The 20,948-nt window shown below is 55.0% G+C and carries 17 protein-coding genes and 4 pseudogenes; 4 read left to right on the top strand and 17 right to left on the bottom strand.

Features of this window, described 5'->3' with window-relative positions; genetic code table 11:
* Nucleotides 1-498 (bottom strand): hypothetical protein (locus tag V6M87_RS26360; RefSeq protein ID WP_332879647.1); only part of this gene is annotated, 498 nt, incomplete at its 3' end.
* Nucleotides 499-873: 375 nt separating this feature from the next.
* A complete protein-coding gene (locus tag V6M87_RS26355) occupies nucleotides 874-1,110 on the bottom strand; it encodes a hypothetical protein (RefSeq protein WP_332879646.1) in 237 nt (78 codons plus the stop codon).
* A 365-nt stretch (nucleotides 1,111-1,475) separates the two neighbouring features.
* Here V6M87_RS26355 and V6M87_RS26350 point away from each other — a divergent pair, with 365 nt between their 5' ends.
* Entirely contained in the window at nucleotides 1,476-3,194 is a 1,719-nt protein-coding gene (locus V6M87_RS26350) for a methyl-accepting chemotaxis protein (protein ID WP_332879645.1), read from the top strand.
* Nucleotides 3,195-3,464: 270 nt separating this feature from the next.
* Here the strand turns inward: V6M87_RS26350 and V6M87_RS26345 are convergent, their stop codons facing one another.
* Entirely contained in the window at nucleotides 3,465-4,043 is a 579-nt protein-coding gene (locus V6M87_RS26345; RefSeq protein ID WP_332879644.1) for a TetR/AcrR family transcriptional regulator, read from the bottom strand.
* 100 nt (nucleotides 4,044-4,143) lie between these two features.
* Between V6M87_RS26345 and V6M87_RS26340 the strand changes: the two genes are divergently transcribed.
* Nucleotides 4,144-5,199, top strand: coding sequence for an aldo/keto reductase (locus tag V6M87_RS26340; protein ID WP_332879643.1), 1,056 nt, complete (start codon nucleotides 4,144-4,146; stop codon nucleotides 5,197-5,199).
* Between the two features lie 348 nt (nucleotides 5,200-5,547).
* Here the strand turns inward: V6M87_RS26340 and tnpC are convergent.
* The 6 genes and pseudogenes from tnpC to V6M87_RS26310 form a co-directional block, all read right to left on the bottom strand.
* Nucleotides 5,548-6,191 (bottom strand): annotated as a pseudogene (gene tnpC, locus V6M87_RS26335) (IS66 family transposase); the annotation flags it as partial.
* A gap of 116 nt (nucleotides 6,192-6,307) precedes the next feature.
* Complete coding sequence (locus tag V6M87_RS26330) at nucleotides 6,308-7,306, bottom strand: tyrosine-type recombinase/integrase (RefSeq protein ID WP_332879642.1); 999 nt, start codon at nucleotides 7,304-7,306, stop codon at nucleotides 6,308-6,310.
* Nucleotides 7,299-8,243 carry a tyrosine-type recombinase/integrase gene (locus V6M87_RS26325; protein WP_332879641.1) on the bottom strand — a complete coding sequence of 315 codons (945 nt, stop codon included), beginning with the start codon at nucleotides 8,241-8,243 and terminating at the stop codon, nucleotides 7,299-7,301. The genes V6M87_RS26330 and V6M87_RS26325 overlap by 8 nt, the downstream gene beginning before the upstream one ends.
* On the bottom strand, nucleotides 8,234-9,460 hold the full coding sequence (locus V6M87_RS26320) for a tyrosine-type recombinase/integrase (protein WP_332879640.1): 1,227 nt from the start codon (nucleotides 9,458-9,460) through the stop codon (nucleotides 8,234-8,236). The genes V6M87_RS26325 and V6M87_RS26320 overlap by 10 nt, the downstream gene beginning before the upstream one ends.
* 125 nt (nucleotides 9,461-9,585) lie before the next feature.
* Nucleotides 9,586-9,888: pseudogene (locus V6M87_RS26315) on the bottom strand (IS66 family transposase); the annotation flags it as partial.
* 359 nt (nucleotides 9,889-10,247) lie between these two features.
* Nucleotides 10,248-11,428 (bottom strand): IS3 family transposase gene (locus tag V6M87_RS26310; RefSeq protein ID WP_332879639.1). Its coding sequence is split into 2 segments (ribosomal slippage): nucleotides 10,248-11,179 and nucleotides 11,179-11,428, totalling 1,182 coding nucleotides; the frame shifts between segments, so codons are not numbered across the junction.
* A 69-nt stretch (nucleotides 11,429-11,497) separates the two neighbouring features.
* On the opposite strand from V6M87_RS26310, the gene V6M87_RS26305 reads away from it, so the two are divergent.
* Nucleotides 11,498-13,261 (top strand): patatin-like phospholipase family protein, encoded by a 1,764-nt coding sequence (locus tag V6M87_RS26305; protein WP_332879638.1) that lies wholly within the window; start codon nucleotides 11,498-11,500, stop codon nucleotides 13,259-13,261.
* A gap of 1,181 nt (nucleotides 13,262-14,442) precedes the next feature.
* Here V6M87_RS26305 and V6M87_RS26300 read toward each other — a convergent pair.
* The 6 genes from V6M87_RS26300 to V6M87_RS26275 all read right to left on the bottom strand — a co-directional run bounded on the left by V6M87_RS26300 (nucleotide 14,443) and on the right by V6M87_RS26275 (nucleotide 18,611).
* Entirely contained in the window at nucleotides 14,443-15,582 is a 1,140-nt protein-coding gene (locus tag V6M87_RS26300) for a serine hydrolase domain-containing protein (RefSeq protein WP_332879637.1), read from the bottom strand.
* A 6-nt stretch (nucleotides 15,583-15,588) separates the two neighbouring features.
* Entirely contained in the window at nucleotides 15,589-15,801 is a 213-nt protein-coding gene (locus V6M87_RS26295; RefSeq protein WP_332879636.1) for a hypothetical protein, read from the bottom strand.
* Nucleotides 15,802-16,042: 241 nt separating this feature from the next.
* A complete protein-coding gene (locus V6M87_RS26290) occupies nucleotides 16,043-17,005 on the bottom strand; it encodes an alpha/beta fold hydrolase (RefSeq protein WP_332879635.1) in 963 nt (320 codons plus the stop codon).
* 147 nt (nucleotides 17,006-17,152) lie between these two features.
* Nucleotides 17,153-17,584, bottom strand: coding sequence for an AsnC family transcriptional regulator (locus tag V6M87_RS26285; RefSeq protein ID WP_332879634.1), 432 nt, complete (start codon nucleotides 17,582-17,584; stop codon nucleotides 17,153-17,155).
* Nucleotides 17,584-17,949 carry a GIY-YIG nuclease family protein gene (locus V6M87_RS26280; RefSeq protein WP_332879633.1) on the bottom strand — a complete coding sequence of 122 codons (366 nt, stop codon included), beginning with the start codon at nucleotides 17,947-17,949 and terminating at the stop codon, nucleotides 17,584-17,586. Before V6M87_RS26280 ends, V6M87_RS26285 begins: the two co-directional genes overlap by 1 nt.
* 23 nt (nucleotides 17,950-17,972) lie before the next feature.
* Nucleotides 17,973-18,611, bottom strand: a complete 639-nt coding sequence (locus V6M87_RS26275) for a DUF2239 family protein (RefSeq protein ID WP_332879648.1) — start codon at nucleotides 18,609-18,611, stop codon at nucleotides 17,973-17,975.
* Nucleotides 18,612-18,820: 209 nt separating this feature from the next.
* On the opposite strand from V6M87_RS26275, the pseudogene V6M87_RS26270 reads away from it, so the two are divergent.
* Nucleotides 18,821-20,017: pseudogene (locus V6M87_RS26270) on the top strand (IS3 family transposase).
* Here V6M87_RS26270 and V6M87_RS26265 read toward each other — a convergent pair.
* Nucleotides 19,990-20,199: pseudogene (locus tag V6M87_RS26265) on the bottom strand (transposase); the annotation flags it as partial. The pseudogenes V6M87_RS26270 and V6M87_RS26265 overlap by 28 nt on opposite strands.
* Nucleotides 20,200-20,375: 176 nt before the next feature.
* Nucleotides 20,376-20,741, bottom strand: a complete 366-nt coding sequence (locus V6M87_RS26260; protein ID WP_332879632.1) for a DUF4844 domain-containing protein — start codon at nucleotides 20,739-20,741, stop codon at nucleotides 20,376-20,378.
* Nucleotides 20,742-20,948 lie beyond the last annotated feature (207 nt).

The following is a 20,948-nucleotide window of genomic DNA, read 5'->3' as shown; positions in this document are numbered from 1 at the left end:
GCAGTGTACGCAAAACGTGCCTGGCCTTGAAGAGTGGCCAACTGCGGATGGGTACATGATCCCACGAGTCGCTACAGTTAGATATTGCGCCCCTGAACTAATAGAATGCCCTCTCAACGTTTGTGACATGAGCGGCGAGTGAAAGGAGATAAAGCTGTTACGCGGCCAGTTGATGTCAATCCTCCAGGAAAAGGCGAATTGACCATTTGGATAAGTAAATACTTCTCGACGAATCTCATGAATCATCATTGGCTGTAGTGATGCTGAGCAAGATGCGTAATCGATTGAGAAAACCAAATCTGTTACTTCATGAAACACTAGATCGGCTGGGGCAAGGACAAATGCGAAAGCACTTTCGTCAGCAGAGGGCGGAAGCCACTGAACGATGAAATCAATGTCAAGCGTCAGTTGACCGCCGCATCCATCTGGTCCTTCGGCAATACGAAACCCGTGGATCGCATTATCGTGCCAGCTGAAACCATCAAATTGTTCGATCATGCATGCTTTCAGTTTCGAGCCTGTGTTCATTCTTCATTAGCATTACACCGTCAGAGTGAAGCGAACGGCCGCTTTTTGCCGAAATCGGCCTGTCGTTGTCAGGCCGGTTTCGACCCAAAGCAGCCGTTCGCGACTAGGTGTCATAGTGCTACCTAAGATTGTTTATGCAGTTCTCAATAATTGGTTTCATACAATTATACGACGCTGCTTTTCGCCGCGACAGCAATGTGTTAGCGGTCTTTTATTCTGAGGTACGCATGCGCAACGTCAAGGCAGTCGTGAATCAGCTCGCGGCGCTGCGGCGGGACAATGAGAAGCTGTGCAAAAGTTATGATGCCCAGCTGCGATCTATGAGGGCTCGAGTCGAGCATATGATCACGCTGCGCTAGTCGCCTTCATCGCCTCTTTGATTTCATTGCAGAAATTCTCATCATCGCCGTGAAGTAACAGCAGATGGTCTAAATGGTTGTGGATTCGAGCTTTCGCAGTTGGATCGGCATAAACAAGTTCTCCAGCAATCGCTTTTAAAAGGGCGAGCGTCCGCATGTCGTTGCGTTGGTGCCGTGCATTGTTTTCAAGGTTGTCCCCAAGATGTCCTTGTCGTGCTAACAAGCTAGTCGTGCCTTGTAAATATTGAAATGTAATATTTACTTTTATAGCCTTTTATCAACTATTACGCATGTCCGCTCTTCAGATTTATTAAAATTTTAAATATTAAAAAAAGAAACGCGTATGGTAGTAATGTCTTTACTAATAAACAAAACAAAGAGATGCAAAGACGTGAAAACAACAAAAACAATAAAAATTTTTTAAGTTGAAGGGTTAATTTTAAAAAATGTATAATCCTTATGTCAAATAGTACTAAATATTGCACTTAAAACAATGCCAATATTGAAGAATTCACAATCGCGGACTAAATGTCGTAAATGCATGCTCATTTTAGTGAGCCGTACCCTCAAATTCATGACTGGAATAACATGTTTGGAAACCTGCTTATTAAGTGGAAACTCGCGATCTTAATGGCTATTATGGTCCTGGCACTGGCGATCGTCGGATTCAGTGGCTATGCCGGAATAGTTCGGATGAGTGCTGCGGTCGACGAGGTGGGCAAGGTACGCTTGCCTTCGATCCAAGGGCTGCTTGGTATCAGCGAAGGCCAGACAGCGGTGACGGCGGCCGACCTGACGGCGGCGATCGCCGAAAATGATTACCTGACGGCTGGCCGTTTCGACGAAGCGCTGCGCTTGCGCGCCAAAGGCTGGGCAAGCATCGATAAGGGGTGGAAATTATACGAACCGCTGCCCCAGACGGTCGAGGAAGAGGGGCTTTGGAAGCAGTTCTTGGTTGACTGGGATGGCTGGAAAAATGCTGAGGCAAAAGTCGCTGTTAGCATGACGTCGATGGCGCGTAACAGCGACGAGCAGGTGCAAAAGACGCTGTTTGTTGCTTACTACCGCGACTATGCCGCCTCGCGTGCCTATTTCCTGAAGGCCGAGGCGGCGCTCGACAAGGTGCAGCGGCTTAATGACGACATCGCCAAGGTCAATGTAACAGCCAGTGCCGAAGCGTCGGCTGCGGCCAAACGCAATATGCTGATTTCGGCCGTGCTCTCCACCCTCGTTGCTGTGTCGTGTGCGATATTGATTTCGCGTAGCATCAGCGTTCCGATCAACAAGGCGGTCCGGATCGCGCAAACGGTCGCCGCCGGCGACCTGACCAGCCATATCGTGGCCACAACCGCCGACGAGACCGGGCAATTGCTGCGGGCGCTGCACGCCATGAATCAGAGCCTGGTCAAAATCGTTAGCGAAGTGCGTAGCGGAACGGACACCATCGCGACAGCCTCAGCGCAGATTTCCAACGGCAATTTCGACTTGTCGTCGCGCACCGAGGAACAAGCCAGTTCGCTGGAAGAGACCGCCGCCTCGATGGAAGAAATGACGTCCACGGTTAAGCAAAATACGGAAAACGCGGAGCAGGCCAGCCAGCGGGCAATGTTGGCCTCGTCCATCGCCGTCAGGGGCGGAGTAGTCGTCAACCAAGTAGTCGAGACCATGAATTCGATCAACGCGTCATCCAACAAAATCGTCGATATCATCGGCGTGATTGACGGCATTGCGTTTCAGACTAATATCCTTGCCCTGAATGCCGCCGTCGAAGCGGCCCGGGCAGGCGAACAGGGGCGAGGATTTGCCGTAGTCGCCTCGGAAGTGCGCAATCTGGCACAGCGTTCGGCCGCCGCAGCCAAGGAAATCAAGACCTTGATCAATGACTCGGTGGCCCAAGTAGCCACTGGAAGCCGGTTGGTGGCGCATGCGGGTGTAACGATGGGCGAGATCGTCGCAAGCATCCAGCACGTGAGCGATATAATGGGCGACATCAGCCAATCCACGCGGGAGCAGAGCAGCGGTATAGACCAGATCAATATCGCAGTTTCCCAGATGGACCAGGTGACTCAGCAAAACGCGGCGTTGGTGGAGGAAGCGGCAGCGGCGGCGGCCTCGCTTGAGCAGCAGGCCAGCGTCCTGGCCAGTGTCGTCAGTACGTTTACGCTCGATAGCAACGAGGCGCAGATCGAACCACTGAACCGCCCGGCGTCGACCCAACAGCTTGGCGCCGCGCCGCGTCGGGTACCGAAGTTGACAACGCGGCCGGCAGTGACGGCGCTGGCCAATGACGACTGGGAACAGTTCTAGATGGGGCGCCAGTACGGAAAGTGTCAAATTATTTGAGACATTTTTCTAAATAGTTTATTGAGTAATTTCGGCGACAACTTCGTCCCCTGATGCGTGTTTTGGCATGTTAGTGCCGGCCTCAGCTGGTATCGCCGGCCGCTGCGGTTTCCTAGCAATTTTATGAGCATGCCACGGTCACCCGGCAGCGCCACGGTGGACCGATGGGCATCGCCAAAGGCCTGCTCTCGACCCGAAGCGGTCGTTTAACTTTGCATGGCTCTGACGATAGGTTCAGCTGGTGCGGGTTTCCAACGCGCGGTTTGGACGATCTATCAGCATCGCGCTAGCGATCACATTAAACAAGTAGTCGCTGCGAGCGGAGTACGCGGCTTGATCCCCGATCCAGCCAAGCGCCCCGATCAAAGCGAACATATCGTTGCCTGTCATGCTCCGGTCCGCCGTTCCCACCTCCTGCGCGCGCGTCAAGAGGCGCGTGCCAGCACTGCGAAGGTTGGCACATGATGTGTGTAGTGCTGAGGTGGTGTCGGCAAGTGCAGTGGCCATCAAATTGACCACACCGCTATAAATCCGAACAAAGGCCACTGCTTCGCGTAGCCAAGCAACCAGCGCGTCATCAGCAGACGATTCGCTCTCCTCTGTGTTGGCCTTTTCCGTCAGTTCTTCGAGAGAATTTCTCAACAACGCATCGAGCAGGGAGTCACGCGTGGGAAAGTGCCGAAATAGAGTCGCCGGACCCACCCCGGCCTTACGAGCAATATCGCGCATCGACGCGTTCGCGCCTTCTTCCGCGACGACGGCGCGCGCCGTCACGAGGAGGTGTTGATAATTTTCTTTTGCATCAGACCGCATAAATCTCCCTTGACAATCGGATCAGTGATCCACATCATATGGATCACTGATCCTTTTATTGTAGCTCCGCTGCACTAAGGATGACAACAAGGAGCGATACATGCGATATAAAATTTTTGGCAAGCATACAGGCCTGCGGGTGTCAGAGCTCGTACTCGGGACGGCGAATTTCGGTGTGGCATGGGGTGGGCACGGGGCGAATCCAGAAGAAGCGCGCCGGATTTTTGACGCATATGCAAGCGCAGGCGGCAACTTCATTGATACGGCCAATGGCTACCAGGATGGCCAGTCGGAGCAATTTGTTGGCGATTTGCTGACGGGACGAAGAGATCAATTTGTGTTGTCGACTAAATTTGCCGTTAAGACGGACGCGAACTCGGGCCTCCTCGTAACAGGTAACAGCCGCCAGGCAATGGTCGCATCCGTTGAAGCCAGCCTAAAACGTCTAAAGACGGATCGTATCGATCTCTTTTGGGCGCATGTGGATGATGGCGTCACGCCGATGGAAGAGGTCATGCGCGGCTTTGACGACTTGGCCCGAGCCGGGAAGATCCTGTATGCCGGTCTCTCCAACTTCCCCGCGTGGCGCGTGGCCCGTGCCGCGACCATCGCCGAACTGCGCGGCGTCTTGCCGATCGCGGGCATTCAGGTAGAACACAGCTTGGTGCAGCGCGCGACCGAACAGGACTTGATTTCCGCCGCACAGGCTTTAGGACTGGGTGTGGTGGCCTATTCACCTATGGGTGGTGGTGTACTCACAGGGAAATACCGCAATCAAAACACTGAAAATCGGCGTGACGAAGCGTGGGGCGGTGCAGGATTTCAGCCTGAAAATACGCCGCAGCGCAGCGCGATCATCGATACCTTGATCGCGGTTTCCAACGAAGTTGGCGTAACCCCAGGCGAAATCGCCATCGCATGGGTTGCTGCCAAAGGGTCGATGCCAATCATTGGCCCTCGCACGCTGGACCAGCTTGAAAGCAATCTTAGTTCCGCTAATGTCGTCCTGTCACCGGAGCAAGTCGCAAGTCTCGACCAGGTCAGCGCCATCCCACGCGGCTATCCTTACACGGTACTTGACGATCCACGTATTAAAGATCTCATCACCGGCGGTAAGTTCGATGAAATTGATGCGCCACTGTGCTCTGTGGCCTGATCAACGACCCAGTTCGATTACCAGCCCGTTTTCTTCTACCTGCAACCGCCCCATGTGGAGGAGTCGCAGGGTGGCTAGAGCACGGGCCACTGCATCAGCCACAGCAGCATCTCTTTCCGCCTTACGGATTATCCGATTTATCTTTTTCATGCTACACCTCTAAGTTATTGAATTTTCACAATATCAGCGTCACGAGGTGTTGACATAGATCAAATAGGACTATCTTTTATGAATTGACATAGTGAGGTTCATGCACGTTTATTATTTCTTTTGGAAAATCTACGATACAATCGTAAGCGTCTCCCCACCACCGTTTTGAGCTGCGTGTCGATTTAATTGAAGATGGCATCACACCGCTGGAAGCGCAGTGTTGTTCAAGAAGGCTTGATCTGCTGGGGGGCAATTCCAGGGGTGTAGCTCGTCAACGCGGTTGACGGGGGGCCGGCGATCTGCGCCAGCACATGGCGCAACCAGCTTCGGGGTCGACGCCGTTTAGCTTGGCCGTGCCGATCAACGAGTAGATGGCGGCGGCACGTTCTCCGCCGCTGTCAGCGCCAGCGAACAGGTAGTTGCGCCGGCCGATGGCAATGCCACGCAGCGCCCGCTCAGCCGCCGAGTTGTCGATCTCGATGACGCCGTTATCGCAATAGCGCAGCAGTGCCGGCCACAGGTTCAGGGCATACATGATCGCTGCCGACGTGTCGGATTTGCAGCGAGAGCTTTTTAAGTGAGGCGCGCAGCCATTGCTCCAGGTCGTCGAGCAACGGTCGCGCGTGCGTCTGTCGCACCGACCGACGCTGGTCCGGTGGTTTGCCGCGGATATCGGCCTCGATCAGATACAGTTCGGCGATGCGGCGCAGCGCCTCTGTCGTCAGCGGCGATGGTCGCGCCACGTGCAGGTCGTGGAATTTGCGGCGCGCGTGCGCCCAACATGCCGCTTCGTCAATGCCGCCATCTTCGTACAGGGCGTTGAAGCCGGCGAAATGTTGTGCATAACATTTCGCCGGTTATGTTGCGGCCAAATTTATGTTGCGGTGGTGGGCAAACATCAGGATTTACTCACTACTGGTTGATGCGTGCCCGCACATAAAAAGGACCGCGCGCGGCTCTACATCTGCTTCAGAAACGCCATCAACGACGGTAATACAGGAGTACGGCGTGCGCCTGCAGGCAGTCCCGATATATCGACGCTGGCAAGCGCCTTCGCCTTCATTTCCAGGTCTACCTCGGCGTAAATATTTGTCGTATCCAGCGATACATGTCCAAGCCAGGCCCGGATCGTGTTGATGTCGACGCCAGCGCGCAGCAAGTGAACGGCCGTCGTGTGGCGTAGCAAGTGCGGGCTGACACGCTTATCCTTCATCGTAGAAATTGATGCCGCAGCGAGTGCGCCATATTGCGTGACGACGCGATGTATTCCGAACCGTGTCATCGGCTGATTGGTACGCCCAAGGAACACAGTTTCGCTCCCATTTCGCCCGATCACAAGCCGAGTCAGGGCCGACGACGTGGCTGGCCACAGTGGGCAAATTCGTGTCTTGTTTCCTTTGCCAAGGATGCGAACCGATGCCGGATCGCCGAGCCGCAAACGTCCAATAGTCAGCTTCGCTACTTCATCTGCACGGGCACCGCTGTTGTAGAGGAACAGGAGCAAGGCATAGTCACGTGCGCCCATAACGGTCCGACGGTCGGGCGCTGCCAGCAACGCATCCATCTCCGATTTCTCAAGATAGCCGACCATAGTCTTGGCCGTTTTCTTGAACGGTATTGATCGCACCTCGCTGCACCATGACAGATGTACTGGCGAATGCATGCCAATGAAACGTGCCAACGAGTGGATCGCGCTCAACCGCAGATTGCGGGTGGCGCCGCTGCAATGCCGATCATGTTCGACATGGTCCAGAAACTGGCGAACGATGGCTGGAGAGATATCCTCAACTTTCATTCGATCGATTGCGAAACCACCGATCTTGGCCGCGAACGGCAGCAGCAATGTTAACGTGTCCCGGTAGCTGACCTGGGTATTAAGCGAGAAGTTACGTTCCGCTACCATATGCTCGAGCAAGAAGCGGCGGATCCATGGGCCAAGCAGGTTCCGGTCATTCATGATCGTCTCCGCATTGTGCATACTGCGCGAAGCGTCGGCTTGCCTCTTCGAGCAATTCCGGGGTCATGCGCAGATATCGCTGGGTCGACTTGATGTCGACATGGCCCAGATAGGTCGCCAGTTGCGGAAGCAGACGTTGCACGTCCCTGCCATCGCGATACCATGCAAGAACGCGATGAACGGCTGCGGTATGGAGCAGATCATGCAGGCGCGGTGGATGCAATTCTCCTTCCGGGCATTCAATGTGGGCTGCACGTCGCAGGCGTTGAAACAGGGTTATGACTTGGGAATAAGGCCATCCTTGACCTGTGTATGAGGTGAACAGACGCGAGCTCTCTCCGGCTGGCATTGGCAAGTGTCGGCGCCACCCAACATGAGCAGCCAGTTCGACAGACAGCCGCGGGCCGATCGGCACCAGACGGGTCTTGAAGAACTTCGTGTCATGCACGACGATGACACGGTCGATCAAGTCTACGTCATGCATGGTCAGACGGAGCACCTCGCCGATGCGCATGCCACTGCCGTAAAGCAGCAGAATCAAGGTTTTAAACATGGATGCCTGCTGTCGGCTGCGGTAGCTGTACAACGACGGTGTGGCCTCAATCAGGCGACGGAGTTCTCCCGTCGAGTACACGTAAGGTGTTTGGGATGGAGGCAGTTTCGGCACACTTGTTGGAAGTGGGCATGTCTCGCAGTACCCCCGACTGACGGCGAACCGGTACAAGCCCGTCAGCACGTTGTACTTAAGCCGCCATGTCGCTGTAAGTTCTCCGGCTCCGTGCAGAAACGTCAGAACAGCTTCAGGTCGGACATCGACCATATCGACATTGCCCATCTCGCGGGCAAACTGCCTTAGGAGCCGGTCAGTGGCACTGAATCGCATGCCGAGTGACCGTTGCATTGCGACGTACGCCGTCACCACCTTGATCAGCTCCATGACAATTCTCCCAAATCGAAGTCGCCGACTTCGCGCAACGCACGCATATCGACCTTGGCGTAGGTCATCGTGGCCGACGCACTTCGGTGGCCAAGATGGTCACCGATCTCCTTGAAACTCAATCCCTGTGCGACCAGGCGTGCTGCACAGGCATGGCGCAATGCATGAGGGCCACAATGCTTTGCCTCGATCCCGAGCGATTTGAATTTTCCATTAACCACGTTGAACAGTGCCGCCGCACTCAATGCGCGATGGGGGGAGTTCAGTCCAAGAAATATCTCGGGAACAGGAGTTGGTGGGCGGACGGTATCGATATAGCGAGCCAATGCTTCTGCGACCGCTGGCAATAATGGATAAACCTGCGGCTGACGGCGCTTCAAACGAAATACACGCAGCTTTCGTCCAGCCCAGTCCACCTGGTCGAGGCGCAATGCGGCTACCTCACCCCGACGCAAGCGGTAAATCGACAGGAGCATCAAGATTGCGCGGTTTCTGATGTCGCCCGGCCTATCGCTTTCCGTCGTCGCCAGAATCCGTTGAACATCGGTCCATCCTGGGCCTATTGGCAACGATTCCTGAGCGTACATGCGCGGTGAGCGCAACGCTTCGGCAAGGCGCGAGTCGCATAGGCCTTGGGCTGCCGCGTAACGCAGAAATATTCGCAGTGCGCCGGTAATCGCCTTCATCGAGGTCCGTCCCCATCGGGTCGCATTCTGAATAAAGTAAGTATCGATATCGGTCGGACACAGCCCTGCTAAGTCGCGATCTGTCTCCTCGCACCACTGAAGGAACTGCCTTGCTCTGCCTTGCCACTGATCGACAGTGGATGGACTGAACCCGCGTTCGTCGCGCATCCATTTGATGTAACCGTCGAGATTGGCCTGAAATGGCAGATCCTTGACTGGTTCGCGCCACCAGCCGAGGAAACGCAGCCATGGTCTGGCGATTACGATCATTCGTTCACCCATCGTTGCGCCGACATGCATCGATGCGCGCTGTCGAACGAGTTCACGCAATTGGCCAATGTCGACGCCTTGCGGCGCTGTCGCGGGGAGAAAGTGAGCGATCCAAATGAGCTCATTTCTCTTTACCAAAAGCGATCCTGGCGTTGCGCCAGAGTCCACGCAGCTGCGTAAATATCGTTCCCGCTCCGACAAGAACGGCGCTTTGTGATGGCGAAACCCTGCGACCTTTGCGTGTGTAGATTTCTTGGACATGGCAGAACTCCGAACGATGGTTGGGAAGTCACAAAGCACCGAAATTTATATCATGTCAATAGTCGATAAATCCCACTATTTCCCTATGCAGTAGGCCGCCACCGCAACATAAATTTGGCCGCAACATAACCAGCGTAAGCGTCAGCCTGCAGCACTCCTCGGAAGCTAGTCAGGTGGGTTTGGGGGTGGATGCCCTTGCGGTTTGGCGAGTAGGCGAACCACACTGCCGGCGGCGTCAGAACACCGGCTGGCCGGTCGTCCCGCACGTGGGTCCAGAGGCGCCTGGTCTTGGTCTTTCCATTGCCTGGTGCGAGTACCGGCACTGGCGTGTCATCAGCGTGCAGTTTGGCTGCCGCCAGCACGTGCTTGCGGATCGCGTCGACTAGGCGGCGCAGCAGCGCGCTGGCGGCGCCGACCCCGCTGGCTAGCCCGCCAACGCCGCGTTGAGCGTTAAGGAGCGGAGCAGATTATAAACATAGTTTTTAAATCAGCAGCTGGTCGTCCTTGCCAGCCGTACCCGTCCGGTAAAAGGCCGCAGGGAGTTGATGCCGCCGCCACCCGTCTTCGGGCGGCGGGCTGGGCCACTAATGCTCGCGCTACCGGAGCGGCTCGGTCATTGATGATTTTCTTGTTTTTGTTCGTACCTAGCCTATTATATAGTGTCGACGGTTAATTGATTTCCGCATAACGAACTAAAGAATCTGCTGATCCGTCCTCGAATGTGCTTTGGAACTCAGCGAGGAGATGTTCTCGCTAACCCACGATGAGTTGCGAAGGATTGCTGTGGTCAAGTAATTTCGGACACAACGATAGGTTCTTGTGCTGCCATTTTCCGTTCGTAGACGGTGGGCGGCAGATTGCCCAATGCTGAATTGATTCGCTTGCCGTTGTAGAAGCCGACGATGTAGTCGGTGATGTCTGCCTTGGCCTCGGCATGGTTGGCATATTGGCGTTGCCAAACACGTTCCATTTTGAGGTTCAGGAAGAAGCGCTCTGCGACGGCGTTGTCCCAGCAATTACCTTTGCGGCTCATGCTGCAGACAAAGCCGTTTTCCTTCAAGAGTTCCTGGTACAACTCGCTGGCATACTGGCTGCCCCGATCGGAATGAACGATCAGTCCTGCTGACTGTCGGCGCTGCCCGATCGCCATCTTCAAGGCGTCGCACACCAGTTTGGCAGGCATGCTCGGTGCCATCGCCCATCCGACCACTTTGCGTGCGTACAGGTCGAGCACGGTGGCCAGATACAGCCACCCGGCACCCGTCCGGATATAGGTAATATCGCTGACGTAAGCCAAGTTCGGTGCTGCCGGATTGAACTGTCGGTTCAGCACATTGGCGGCAATCGGCAGGTCGTGCTTGCTGTCTGTCGTATGGACGAATTTGCGCTTCCAGACGGGTTTCAAGGCTGCTTGGCGCATCAAACGACGCACCTTGTAGCGCCCAATCTGGAAGCCTTCGTTGGCCATGGCCGTGACCATCCGGCGGCTGCCGTAACTCTGATGGTTTGCCATGAATGCCGCTTTCAAATGAACGCTTTCTTTGCAGACTTTCGGTATGGCGAAACGTCGCTTTGCTTCGTAAAACGCAGACCTGCTTACGTCCAAAACACGGCAGCTTTGTTGCACCGTAATGGCCTCCTTTTGCAGCGCTTCAATGACCTGATGAGTCACTTCATTTCGCGGGCAAAGAAGGCCGACGCTTTTTTTAATATTGTCACGTCCTGGCGAAGTTGCTGATTCTCCAGCTCCAGCTGCCGGATCCTCTGCTGCTCCGCAGTCAACGGCTTGCCGATACCTGGCTGGCCACTCTGCTCGGCGCCGACCTGTGCCAACCACCGTCGGATAGCGGTCTGGCCAATGTCCATGCTTTCGCTGACATTCCGGATACTTTGGCCTTGCTCTGTGATCATCCGAACCACTTCCAGCTTCAGGCTCGGATCGAATGTTTTGCGTTTTCTTGTTGCCATGTGTTGCTCCTCAGGTGGTGCATTTTCCACCTATTGAGGTGTCCGGACAAATTAGACCACAGCAGATCGATGATGCCTCCATTTGGCCCGTTACTTCCTCTGCTGTTCAGTGCCGTAAGTCTTTTTGGTCTGCAAGGTTGCGCTAGTCACGATAGCATCTCCGTCAAAAATACTCCAGCGTCGTTCCGGGGCGACAATAGTGGTATCGATGAGGCACCGAGGACTGAGATGGGGTTTTCTGGACCGCCACCAAAGTCCGCAGCTTTTGTCGGGTTAGCGTTATCGGGCGGTGGGAGCCGCGCAGCGAACTTTTCCCTAGCGGTAATGGAGGAGCTTAATCGCATGGGCTTGCTAGAGCAGGTGAACGCTATATCGACTGTCTCGGGCGGTAGCGTCGCCGGCGCATATTTCGCTCTTCATTCCGATAAGATCAACTGGCCGCGTGCCAGAACGCTAATGGTTGAGGACTTTATCACTCCGTGGGCAATGCAGACAATTCGACCCGATAATTTGCTAAGGCAATTTTGGACCGACTTTGATCGATCCGACATCATGGCATCCGTTTTAGACGAAAAGCTTTTTGGCGGTGCTACTTTTTCTAATCTTGGCCCAGTGGGGCCGGGGCGCCCCAAGCTTTTTATAAACGCGACGAACGCTAATGGAAAGATAGGGTACTCCGGAGTAGAAGGTGTCCGGTTCGTTTTTGATAACACCACTGTCAGGATGGGACTACAATCTGATATTGGAGCATATCCTATCGCCTCGGCCGTTATGGCCTCGGCTGCTTTCCCTGGAGTGTTTAATCGCGTTACATTAGAGCGGTTTGAACGACCATTAGACACGGGCGATGACCAGCCCTATCGAGCAAAGGCACAAAATCCGCGGCAGTTCATACATTTGATGGATGGCGGCCCGGCGGACAATCTGGGCATTGAAACTCTATTGGAAGCGGCTTTCTCGCATTTTTTTGTGTCGGCAGACGATCTGCCCAGTAGAGAGTCAGGACCGTGTCTCTTGATTTTGGCTGATGCGTATCAGAGCGAGAGTTCACCGGAGACCGAGTTGAAGTCCGATCCACGAAGTGCGTTAGATCATTTCATCGATACTGATTTCTTCGACTCAATTTCCGTAATGCTCGCTCAACGGCGCGAGGATATGTTGAAAGCCCTGGGAATCAGAGATGAGGTATCGCCTTCAGCAAAACTCAACTCTCGAGAGATCTTGCCGTCGGGACTGCTTGGTGCCTTTAGACAGGCTATCGTTAATCACGGTTCCCGTCGCACCGGAACGATCGACCTGTACTACAGGTGCAGGGGGGGAGGCCCAGAGCCAAGAGAATGTGACATGTTGCCACGATTTGCGAGCTCCGTTAAAAGTGGCGTGTTTACATGCAAAGTATGGCACCTAAGCTTAACTGATATCAGCGGAACTGGGAGCTTAGACGAAGACAACAACCTGGTGTATTCGGAGGCGCGAAGGCTTTCGAATCTTATGGTATCTCACATTGTGGACAGAATCTCCACAAATTTCAGACTGACGGGGCCAAACCGATGTGGCCCGCGAGTGCTACAAGCAGCTATTTACCAAGCCGCGGCCTATTTAACCCGCGATCTGCCTAGTGTTAAAGAAATTTGTGATTTTTCTAGCGAAGCAGGCATTGTGAACGTTGACGTGTGTATGGCGCCTTCTAGATCGCAACCTGACATCGTTCGAATCGCAGTTGAACCTGTCTCCGGCTTGCGTCAGTATGCACCTAGTGAATTTACACAAACAGTCGAGCAGCCGTTGGAGTGCATTACCGACGAAGATTTTGCAGCAAGAGCGGAAAAATGATGCCAGAGCACAATCAAGTGGGCATGCAAGGGCAGTGCTAAGCCGCCCTTACTCTCGAGGTTACCGGCACTGTTGTGGCTTAACTCGGAACGGGTGCCAGTCGCAACTACTTCACTAATCCTGCAGATCGGTCGCATCAATTTGGTGTAAAAGTGTCGCAGTTATTGACAGAATGCGTTGACAGTTGCCCGGCACAGTAATGGACGCTGTCGCATTTATTTCAGGAACTGACACTCTTGTTGTCGATCCTGACTTGCTAGAACTTGTGGATCCCAGCTACTGCTATAAGCCGCTGCAGGGCTTCGTCGAGTGATTTCGCCCCTATAGCCATTTTGAGGTCGGCGAGTGCCGCCAAGGCGGCCGGATCGAGCCAGAAGCCACGCCACGCGAAGCCGGCTTCAATCATGCGAGCACGGCGTGCATTCTGCGCCGCGGCGTTTCGCTCACTCGGAGTAAGCGGCGACGTACGCTGGCGGCCAGGTCTTCGCTTGACAACCACTGGCAGCTCTTCGCCGAACCCGGCCGTAGAGCCCAGCATAACAGCTCGTCAGACCGGAAATTCAGCGGCAGCGGCGACAGGCTGCATCCGACCCAGGCTGCGTAAAAACGCAAAAACTAGAAATTTCCATCGTTAGGATGACCCTTCCCGATCCCGAAAAAATCGCATAGCGGCCGTTCTGAGCGGCCGATTTTTTTGCTCTCAGACTTTCTTAACGTTTTTACACAGCCTGGACCCGAAGCTGACCAACTCTGCCCGCCGGACAAACTCGGCTCGATAGAGCCAGCCGTTTGGTCGCTTAGAAATATCGCTGTTCGCTCGGATAAACCTGCATTGGGAGACCTGATTTTTAGAATGAGAGGGGACCCTGCAACAGGGTCTATATGGATTTCCGCCTCACCTTCACTGCCTCGAAGAACGAGGGAAAGTTCTATCCACTGTGTGTCGTCGGGCGTGCGACTGTTGCCGTCTGAATCGATATTCGCTTTCGATCCCCAAAGGTGATCGGCAAACTGACCGTAAGGTGGCCTGCCGCGAGGGGCTACAAGGTAGAAAACCGATTCAATTAGCATGCAACATCCTTTGTACTATTTCAAATGTCTTCTCATGACTGAAATCTGTTAGTCGCTGTCAGGCCGGGTTCGACCCGAAGGGGACGTACAAGCGTCCATGATGACCTAGTTCAGCGTGGCAAGACGAGGGCCGCGATCTTCGCCGCCAGCTCGTCCGGAGCAGGATCGCCAGCGTCATTGTTCGCCAGCACGGCGATAAAAATTTCCTGCTGCGGGAAGTGCATTATGTCGGCGCTGAAGCCGCCGATATCGCCACCGTGCTCAATCGCAGCTTTGCCCCGTATGCTGCGGATGAAAAAGCCGTAGCCATAGCCTGTAACGCGTATGCCGTGCAACCGGTAACTAGTGGTCATCCGCTGCCAGGATTCGGGTTTCAGCAACTTGCCGTGAACGATAGCCTGGTCCCACAGTGCTAGATCATCGACACTTGTGCGTAACGCGCCTGCCGCGTAAGGCCAGCGCATGCTGTAATCCGGCGACACGGTCAACTTGCGGCGTTCCTGTGTGTAGCCGATGACGTCGGCAGGAGGAGCGTTGCCGGTTTCGATACGGGTATGCGTCAGTTGCAGCGGCTCGAAGACGTTGCGGGCCATAAAGTCCGCGTATGGCATGCCGGACACGCGCTCGATGATGGCGCCCAGCAGGAAGTAGTTGGAATTACTGTATGCAAAGCGCTCACCTTGTGCAAATTCAGGTTTGGCGTCTTTGAAGAAGGCGATGCCATCGTCCACGCTTATATCTGATTTCATTCGTTCGACGAATTGCGGCAGCTCGGTGTAATTCCGGATGCCGGAGGTGTGCGTGAGCAAATGCTCGATGGTCACCGCGCCGACCGTCCCGGCGAAAGCCGGCAGGTATTGCCCGACGTTGTCGGATAGCGCGAGCTTCTTCTGCTCCGCCAGCAGCATGATTGCCGCTGCCGTAAATTGCTTGGTGATGGAGCCGACACGCAAGCTCATTCCGGGATCGAGCGCGACGTTTTCGCCGACCTTGGCGAGGCCGTAGGCTTTGCGGAACAACGGCCTGCCATGGTCGGTTACCAATACCACCGCACCCGGTACGCCGGGCTTGAGATAGCGCTGCAGCATGGCGTCGATGGCGCGCACGCGTTCGGCCGCGCCGTCGTCCTGCGCATTGGCTGGCAGTGCATCGGCGGCGGCCTGTGACGTAGCACAGGCGCCGAGCAGCGTCATGCCGATGATCAGAGCGCAGCGCGCGGGCGCCATGCGTCGCGGGCGGAAAATCTTCATATGCCTTTAGTCGCGCTTGCCAGTGGCTTGGTCGCGCTGCTTCTTGTAATCGTCATAGCTGGTCGAGGAACTGTTCATGCAAGTGCTGCGGTCAGGGTCGCTCATCGCGCTGCAACGATCGCGTGCTTGGTCTTGCAGTGAGTCATAAATGTTGGCGGTGCTACAGGCCGATAAAGCTGTTGCCAAAGCCAGGGCAGTAAAGAGGACGGAGATGCGCATGTGAATTGGTGTTAATTTAAAAATTGTTAATCAATAAACGCCGGAGCATGATGACTGTTAGCTCAAGGTGACCGCTAAAAACCCACTACCGGGGGTGCGGAAGCCACCGAATGTGCGATGCGCTACATATTCTAGTGTTCTTGCGCACAACCTCAGTATGGGCGAAGTTACAATTTGACAGCATTTCGCTTTTTGGGGTTGTACGCCCTAACCCACGAAAATTTCAGAGTCCCCGGTTTTCTCAGCATCCCAGTAGCTTCTGACCGTCTTGGTGCAGCGCGCCGTCAGGGCCAATATGCCGGTAAAGGGTCTGGCGCGCGCGGTCTATGTTATCTGCGATGACTCCGGCCACAAACCCAAACAGCGATGGTGGAAAATCGTGGCCCATTCCCTCGACGATGAGTAGTTCGGCTCCTCTAATATTGGCCGCCGTGTCCTTCCCAGCTTCCGGGGGAACTAGTGGGTCGTCTGACCCATGCAACACAAGCGTCGGAGCACTTATGTTGGCTAGTCGTGATCTTAAGTCACCGGTTGCTGCGATGGCGGCGATTTGCCGCCAAAAACCGCTTGGGTTGTATGTTCGTTTGACTTCGGCTAACGCTTGATCTCGTTGAGCGGATTCGTCAAACGGATAGCCTCGCCCGGCTATCACTTGAGAAAGGGCAACGCAATGTGCGATATAGCCCTGTTCGTCTTTCAAGGGATGTGGCGCGGGCGATGTCATCGCCGCCATCACTTCTGGTCTGGCCTGCGGCAGATCACGATTGCCAGTGCTCGACATAATGGAAACCAGAGATAGAACGCGTTCAGCATGCTCGCTGGCCAACAGTTGTGCAATCATGCCGCCCATTGATCTCCCAACCACGTGCGCTCGTTTGATCCTCAACGAATCGAGAAGTCCTACAGCGTCGTTCGCCATATCGAAGAGCGTATAAGGCACATTGGGCGTTTCGCCGCGAGAGACTGCATCGGCAATTGCAGCGAGATCAGGCATCGACGCGCTATTGAAGTGAGTTGAAAGGCCAGCGTCGCGATTGTCAAAGCGAATCACGCGGTATCCATGTTCTGCCAATATCCGGCAAAACGTTTCGCTCCAGCGAATCATCTGCGTACCCAGACCGGAAATCAGCAACACAGCTTCCGCATCGTTATTGCCAAAACAATCGTATTCAATCTCAATTCCGTTCGCTTTAGTCTTGGGCACGGCGTGTGGTCCTTAAATGTTCTGGTGTCGCGCGCTTTTTGGGGGCGCTCTGATATTTCGTTTAGCCGGCTTCACTACAGCACGATGGAGGCTCCGCCAAGCTGTGCAAGTGACAACGCACCCAACAAATCGGCGCTATAGCGTTGCTCATGAGCGTGCCAAGATCGACGTGCGTGCAAGCGTTACTAGTGCTGCGGAAACTGTCGCAACCACTGCGGAGTCGATTGACTCGACAGCTTCGGTGCAAATGCTATCGGCAGTCTCGCGCGCAGCGTTTTCCAGCGCACGACCGGGCGGGCGAAGCACGGCCTGACGAAGTCCATTCGCACCGTCGCGCACTACGAGACCAATCTTCTCGAGTACGATCAACTGACGCAGCACAGCCGATTGAGGCTGACTCATCGGACGCACGAGTTCCGGAATACTTACCCGACCACCGTCCGCTTGCGCGAGTAAATTCAGTAACGTAAAGTCGTTGAAACTGATGCCATGGTGTAGGCCCAACTCGTCGTCAAGCTTGAGTTGCAGGCTTGCATGGGCACGGTGTAGCGCCAAACAGAAGCCGAGATTCGTGTTCATCAAGGTTGGCTCCTCGGATCGCCGTAGCCGAGTTCGCCGAGGCAAGGGATTTCCTGGCACCACAAGCTAACCAGCATTTCCAATTCTCGTCCGGCATTGAACGCTGGGTCTTCGCTGGGTTTGAGCATGTCGAGTACGTTGAAGAGAAAGTTGGTCTCGCCGTGCTCGACCCAGTCCTGCGCAAGCCTCGCATTGCGATGCAGTCCATGTTGCAGTTCAAAACGATGCCGGTTGAGTGTGCCCTGAACGTTCGTGCTTCCTGCAACCAAGGCCCGGCCCGTGATCTGGTTACGGATCGCATAGACACCGGCTCGGGTTTTCGTCTCCAGATACTGTCGTTTCAGCGTTTTTCTGTCTGTCATCATCAGTCCTCTTTGTCTCAAATGAGTCACGGTGCAAGCGATTGCACTTCTGTCAGCGGCAGCGGATACGCTAGATACCTGACGTAATCGCGAACGTCGGTCGGCCAGGCTTCGGTCTGTTGGCGGAACTTTGCCGCGTTGTTTGCGAACAGCGCACGCGAGGCCTCTTCAAAGCCAGCCACATCACCAGCCATGGCTGACATGAAGTGGTACGCACATTCACTCGCCCGGCGTTGCCGGTCTCGGTCCGCGTTGGCCCGGCGTGCCTCATCAACCAGTTTCCGCAAAGTCACCGATGCACCGCCTGGCTGTGCCGCCAACCAATCCCAATGACGCGGCAGTAGCGTGACTTCTCGCGCGACAACCCCAAGCTTTGGCCGGCCACGGCCACGTGGCTCACCAGATTCCCCGGAATCGATCAGTGCCGATCCGTTTCCTTGAAGCTGGCACCCCTCTGGAGGCAGGCGTGCCAACATCTCGGCATCGCTTCCTCGAATGTCAATTTCGACAACTTGGCCAGTCTGGTCGCAGAAGGTCAGCAGCGGACTGGGTACGCCGGATGCCAGAGCGTGTTTCACGGCCAATGCATTGACCGTCAAGCTGCCAGATGCGATTCGATTGTGGCCACTGAAGCTGGTGTAGGAAGGCGTAGCGGCATCAATCACGGTGAGATTTGGCTGAATTGGATGAGTCAATAATACCCGGGTTAAATTACCGTGTCAATAATACCCGGGTTAAATTTGAGCCATGGTGCTTCGTGACTGGCACATCGGCACTGCCATGGGTTGAAAGCTCAATCTGGCGAAAGTTGTCATGAATCGCCACGACTACCGTAGACACTCCTGAGCCATAATTACGGGCATTAGGAGATGGTATGAGTGGAAATCGTTACACAGAGGAATTCGAGATTGCCGCAGTCAAGCAGGTGGCACAGCGCGGCCACCCAGTCAGCGAGGTAGCGGAGCGGCTTGGAGTAAGCATCCACAGCCTGTACGCCTGGACCAAGCGGTACGGCGTGCCAGAGGTAGAACGCAAGGCAGTCGAAGCGCAGTCAGACGAAATGCGGCGCTTGAAAGCCGAGCTTAAGCGCGTCACGGAGGAGCGTGACATCTTGAAAAAGGCCGCGGTGTACTTTACCAAGACGTCCGGGTAAGGTACACCTTAATTGTCGAGTTACAGGACCAATTTCCAGTGCGACGGCTGTGTAAAGTGCTCGAGGTTCATCCCAGCGGTTTTTATGCACGGCGTCTGAACCCGGAAAGTAAGCGAGCCAAGGAAGACAAGCGCCTGCTGGTACCCATCAAGGAATCCTGGCTGGAAAGTGGCAGCGTGTACGGCTATCGCAAAGTCTGTGGCGATCTGCGCGAGCTTGGCGAACAATGCGGCATCAACCGGGTTCATCGCCTGATGCGCTGCGCTGGGATTCGCTCTCAGACGGGCTATGCCAAACGCAAGTACAAACGCGGCGGTGCGCCGTCGCTGGTGGCTCCTAATCATCTGCAGCGCCAGTTTGATGTGCAAGAGCCAAATCGCGTTTGGGTCACCGATATTACGTACATCCGAACGTACGAGGGCTGGCTTTATTAAGCCGTCGTACTCGATCTGTTCTCGCGCCAGGTGGTCGGGTGGTCAATGAGTTCACGCATCGACCGTGAGCTGGCAATGAACGCACTCCTGATGGCTGTCTGGCGTCGCCAGCCCCAGCAATACGGTGATGGTGCACTCCGATCAGGCCAGCCAGTTCAGCAGCTATGACTGGCGCGATTTCCTGGACGAACATAATCTGCAACAGAGCATGAGCAGGCGTGGAAATTGTCACGACAACGCCGTCGCTGAGAGCTTCTTCCAGCTGTTGAAGCGTGAGCGAATTCGGCGCAAGACTTACGGGACAAGGGAAGACGCAAAACAGGACGTCTTTGATTACATCGAGATGTTTTACAATCCGAAGCGCCGGCACAGCTTCAGCAATGACTTGTCGCCAGTCGAGTACGAAAAGCAGTATTCCAACGGCTGTCGAGTGTCTAGCAAACTCGTGGAGATTCAGCGTGACCAACGTATGAACCTGTCGTAACAGGTTTGCCATGGCCCGTAGCGTGGAGGAATGTCGCGCCATGGCGCACCCGTTCTCAGCCGCCAAAGGATCCTGTTGATCACATGTCTGTGCCCGATGTAGGCGTGGCCATGGCGTGGATTAGGCGGCAAATGCGGTTCCAGCTGTCGCCACTGTTGTTCAGTTAGATCGGTTCGGCTCATCGCCGTCTGACGAATCGAACAAAATTTGGTTCAGTCAGTCAGACAGACCCTAGCGGTGAAGGTCCGCTTTTGGCCGAAAACGGCCGGTTGGCCAAGCTTAGCGGTTGCCAGGACGAAAAGCCAGCGGAGACGTCGACAGGCCGGATTCGCCCCAAAGTAGCCACCCGCGTCGGGCTTCACATGCCGCCGAGGTAATGATTGAGAAGGCCATTAGAACTGTCGATCCCGAGAATGTCCATGATCGATTCGATCTCCATACCGAAGTGATCACGGCCCTCAGTGTCTTCCCCCTCTACAGCTTTGAGCGAAGGTTGAAATTGCGCAAGCACCAAACGTTTCGTGGGGTTTTGCTCGACTCCGCATAGCAGTCGGTCTACAAGGTTATCAAGATTTTCCCGAAGTCGGTCACGCTCCTCGGTCACGTCGATACCTGGTAAATGGGGCAGCTTCGACGCTAGTCGATATTCTCGTAATTGTTCTAACACGCGTGCATCGACTGTGAGCGGTTCGTCAATGACTTCTGAGAGAGGGTCGTAGGACATGCAACTTCTTCCTCGTAGATTTTCGTTGGGCGAATGACCGCTTATGGCCGAATCCGGCCGGTGGAGCCAGCATAGCAGGTGCCAGGTCGAAAAGGCAGCAGGCGCCGTGACAGGCCGGAAACGACCCTTAGCGCACCTCGTTATACACAAGTCCGCACCGTCGTCCGGCCGGCATGAAAACACGTTTACATTCAAGGACTTAACGCG

Origin of the sequence: Massilia sp. S19_KUP03_FR1, from assembly GCF_036688685.1 — a bacterium.
In the GTDB taxonomy this organism is placed as follows: domain Bacteria; phylum Pseudomonadota; class Gammaproteobacteria; order Burkholderiales; family Burkholderiaceae_D; genus JALYUM01.
This window is presented reverse-complemented; position numbering and strand designations above follow the sequence as displayed.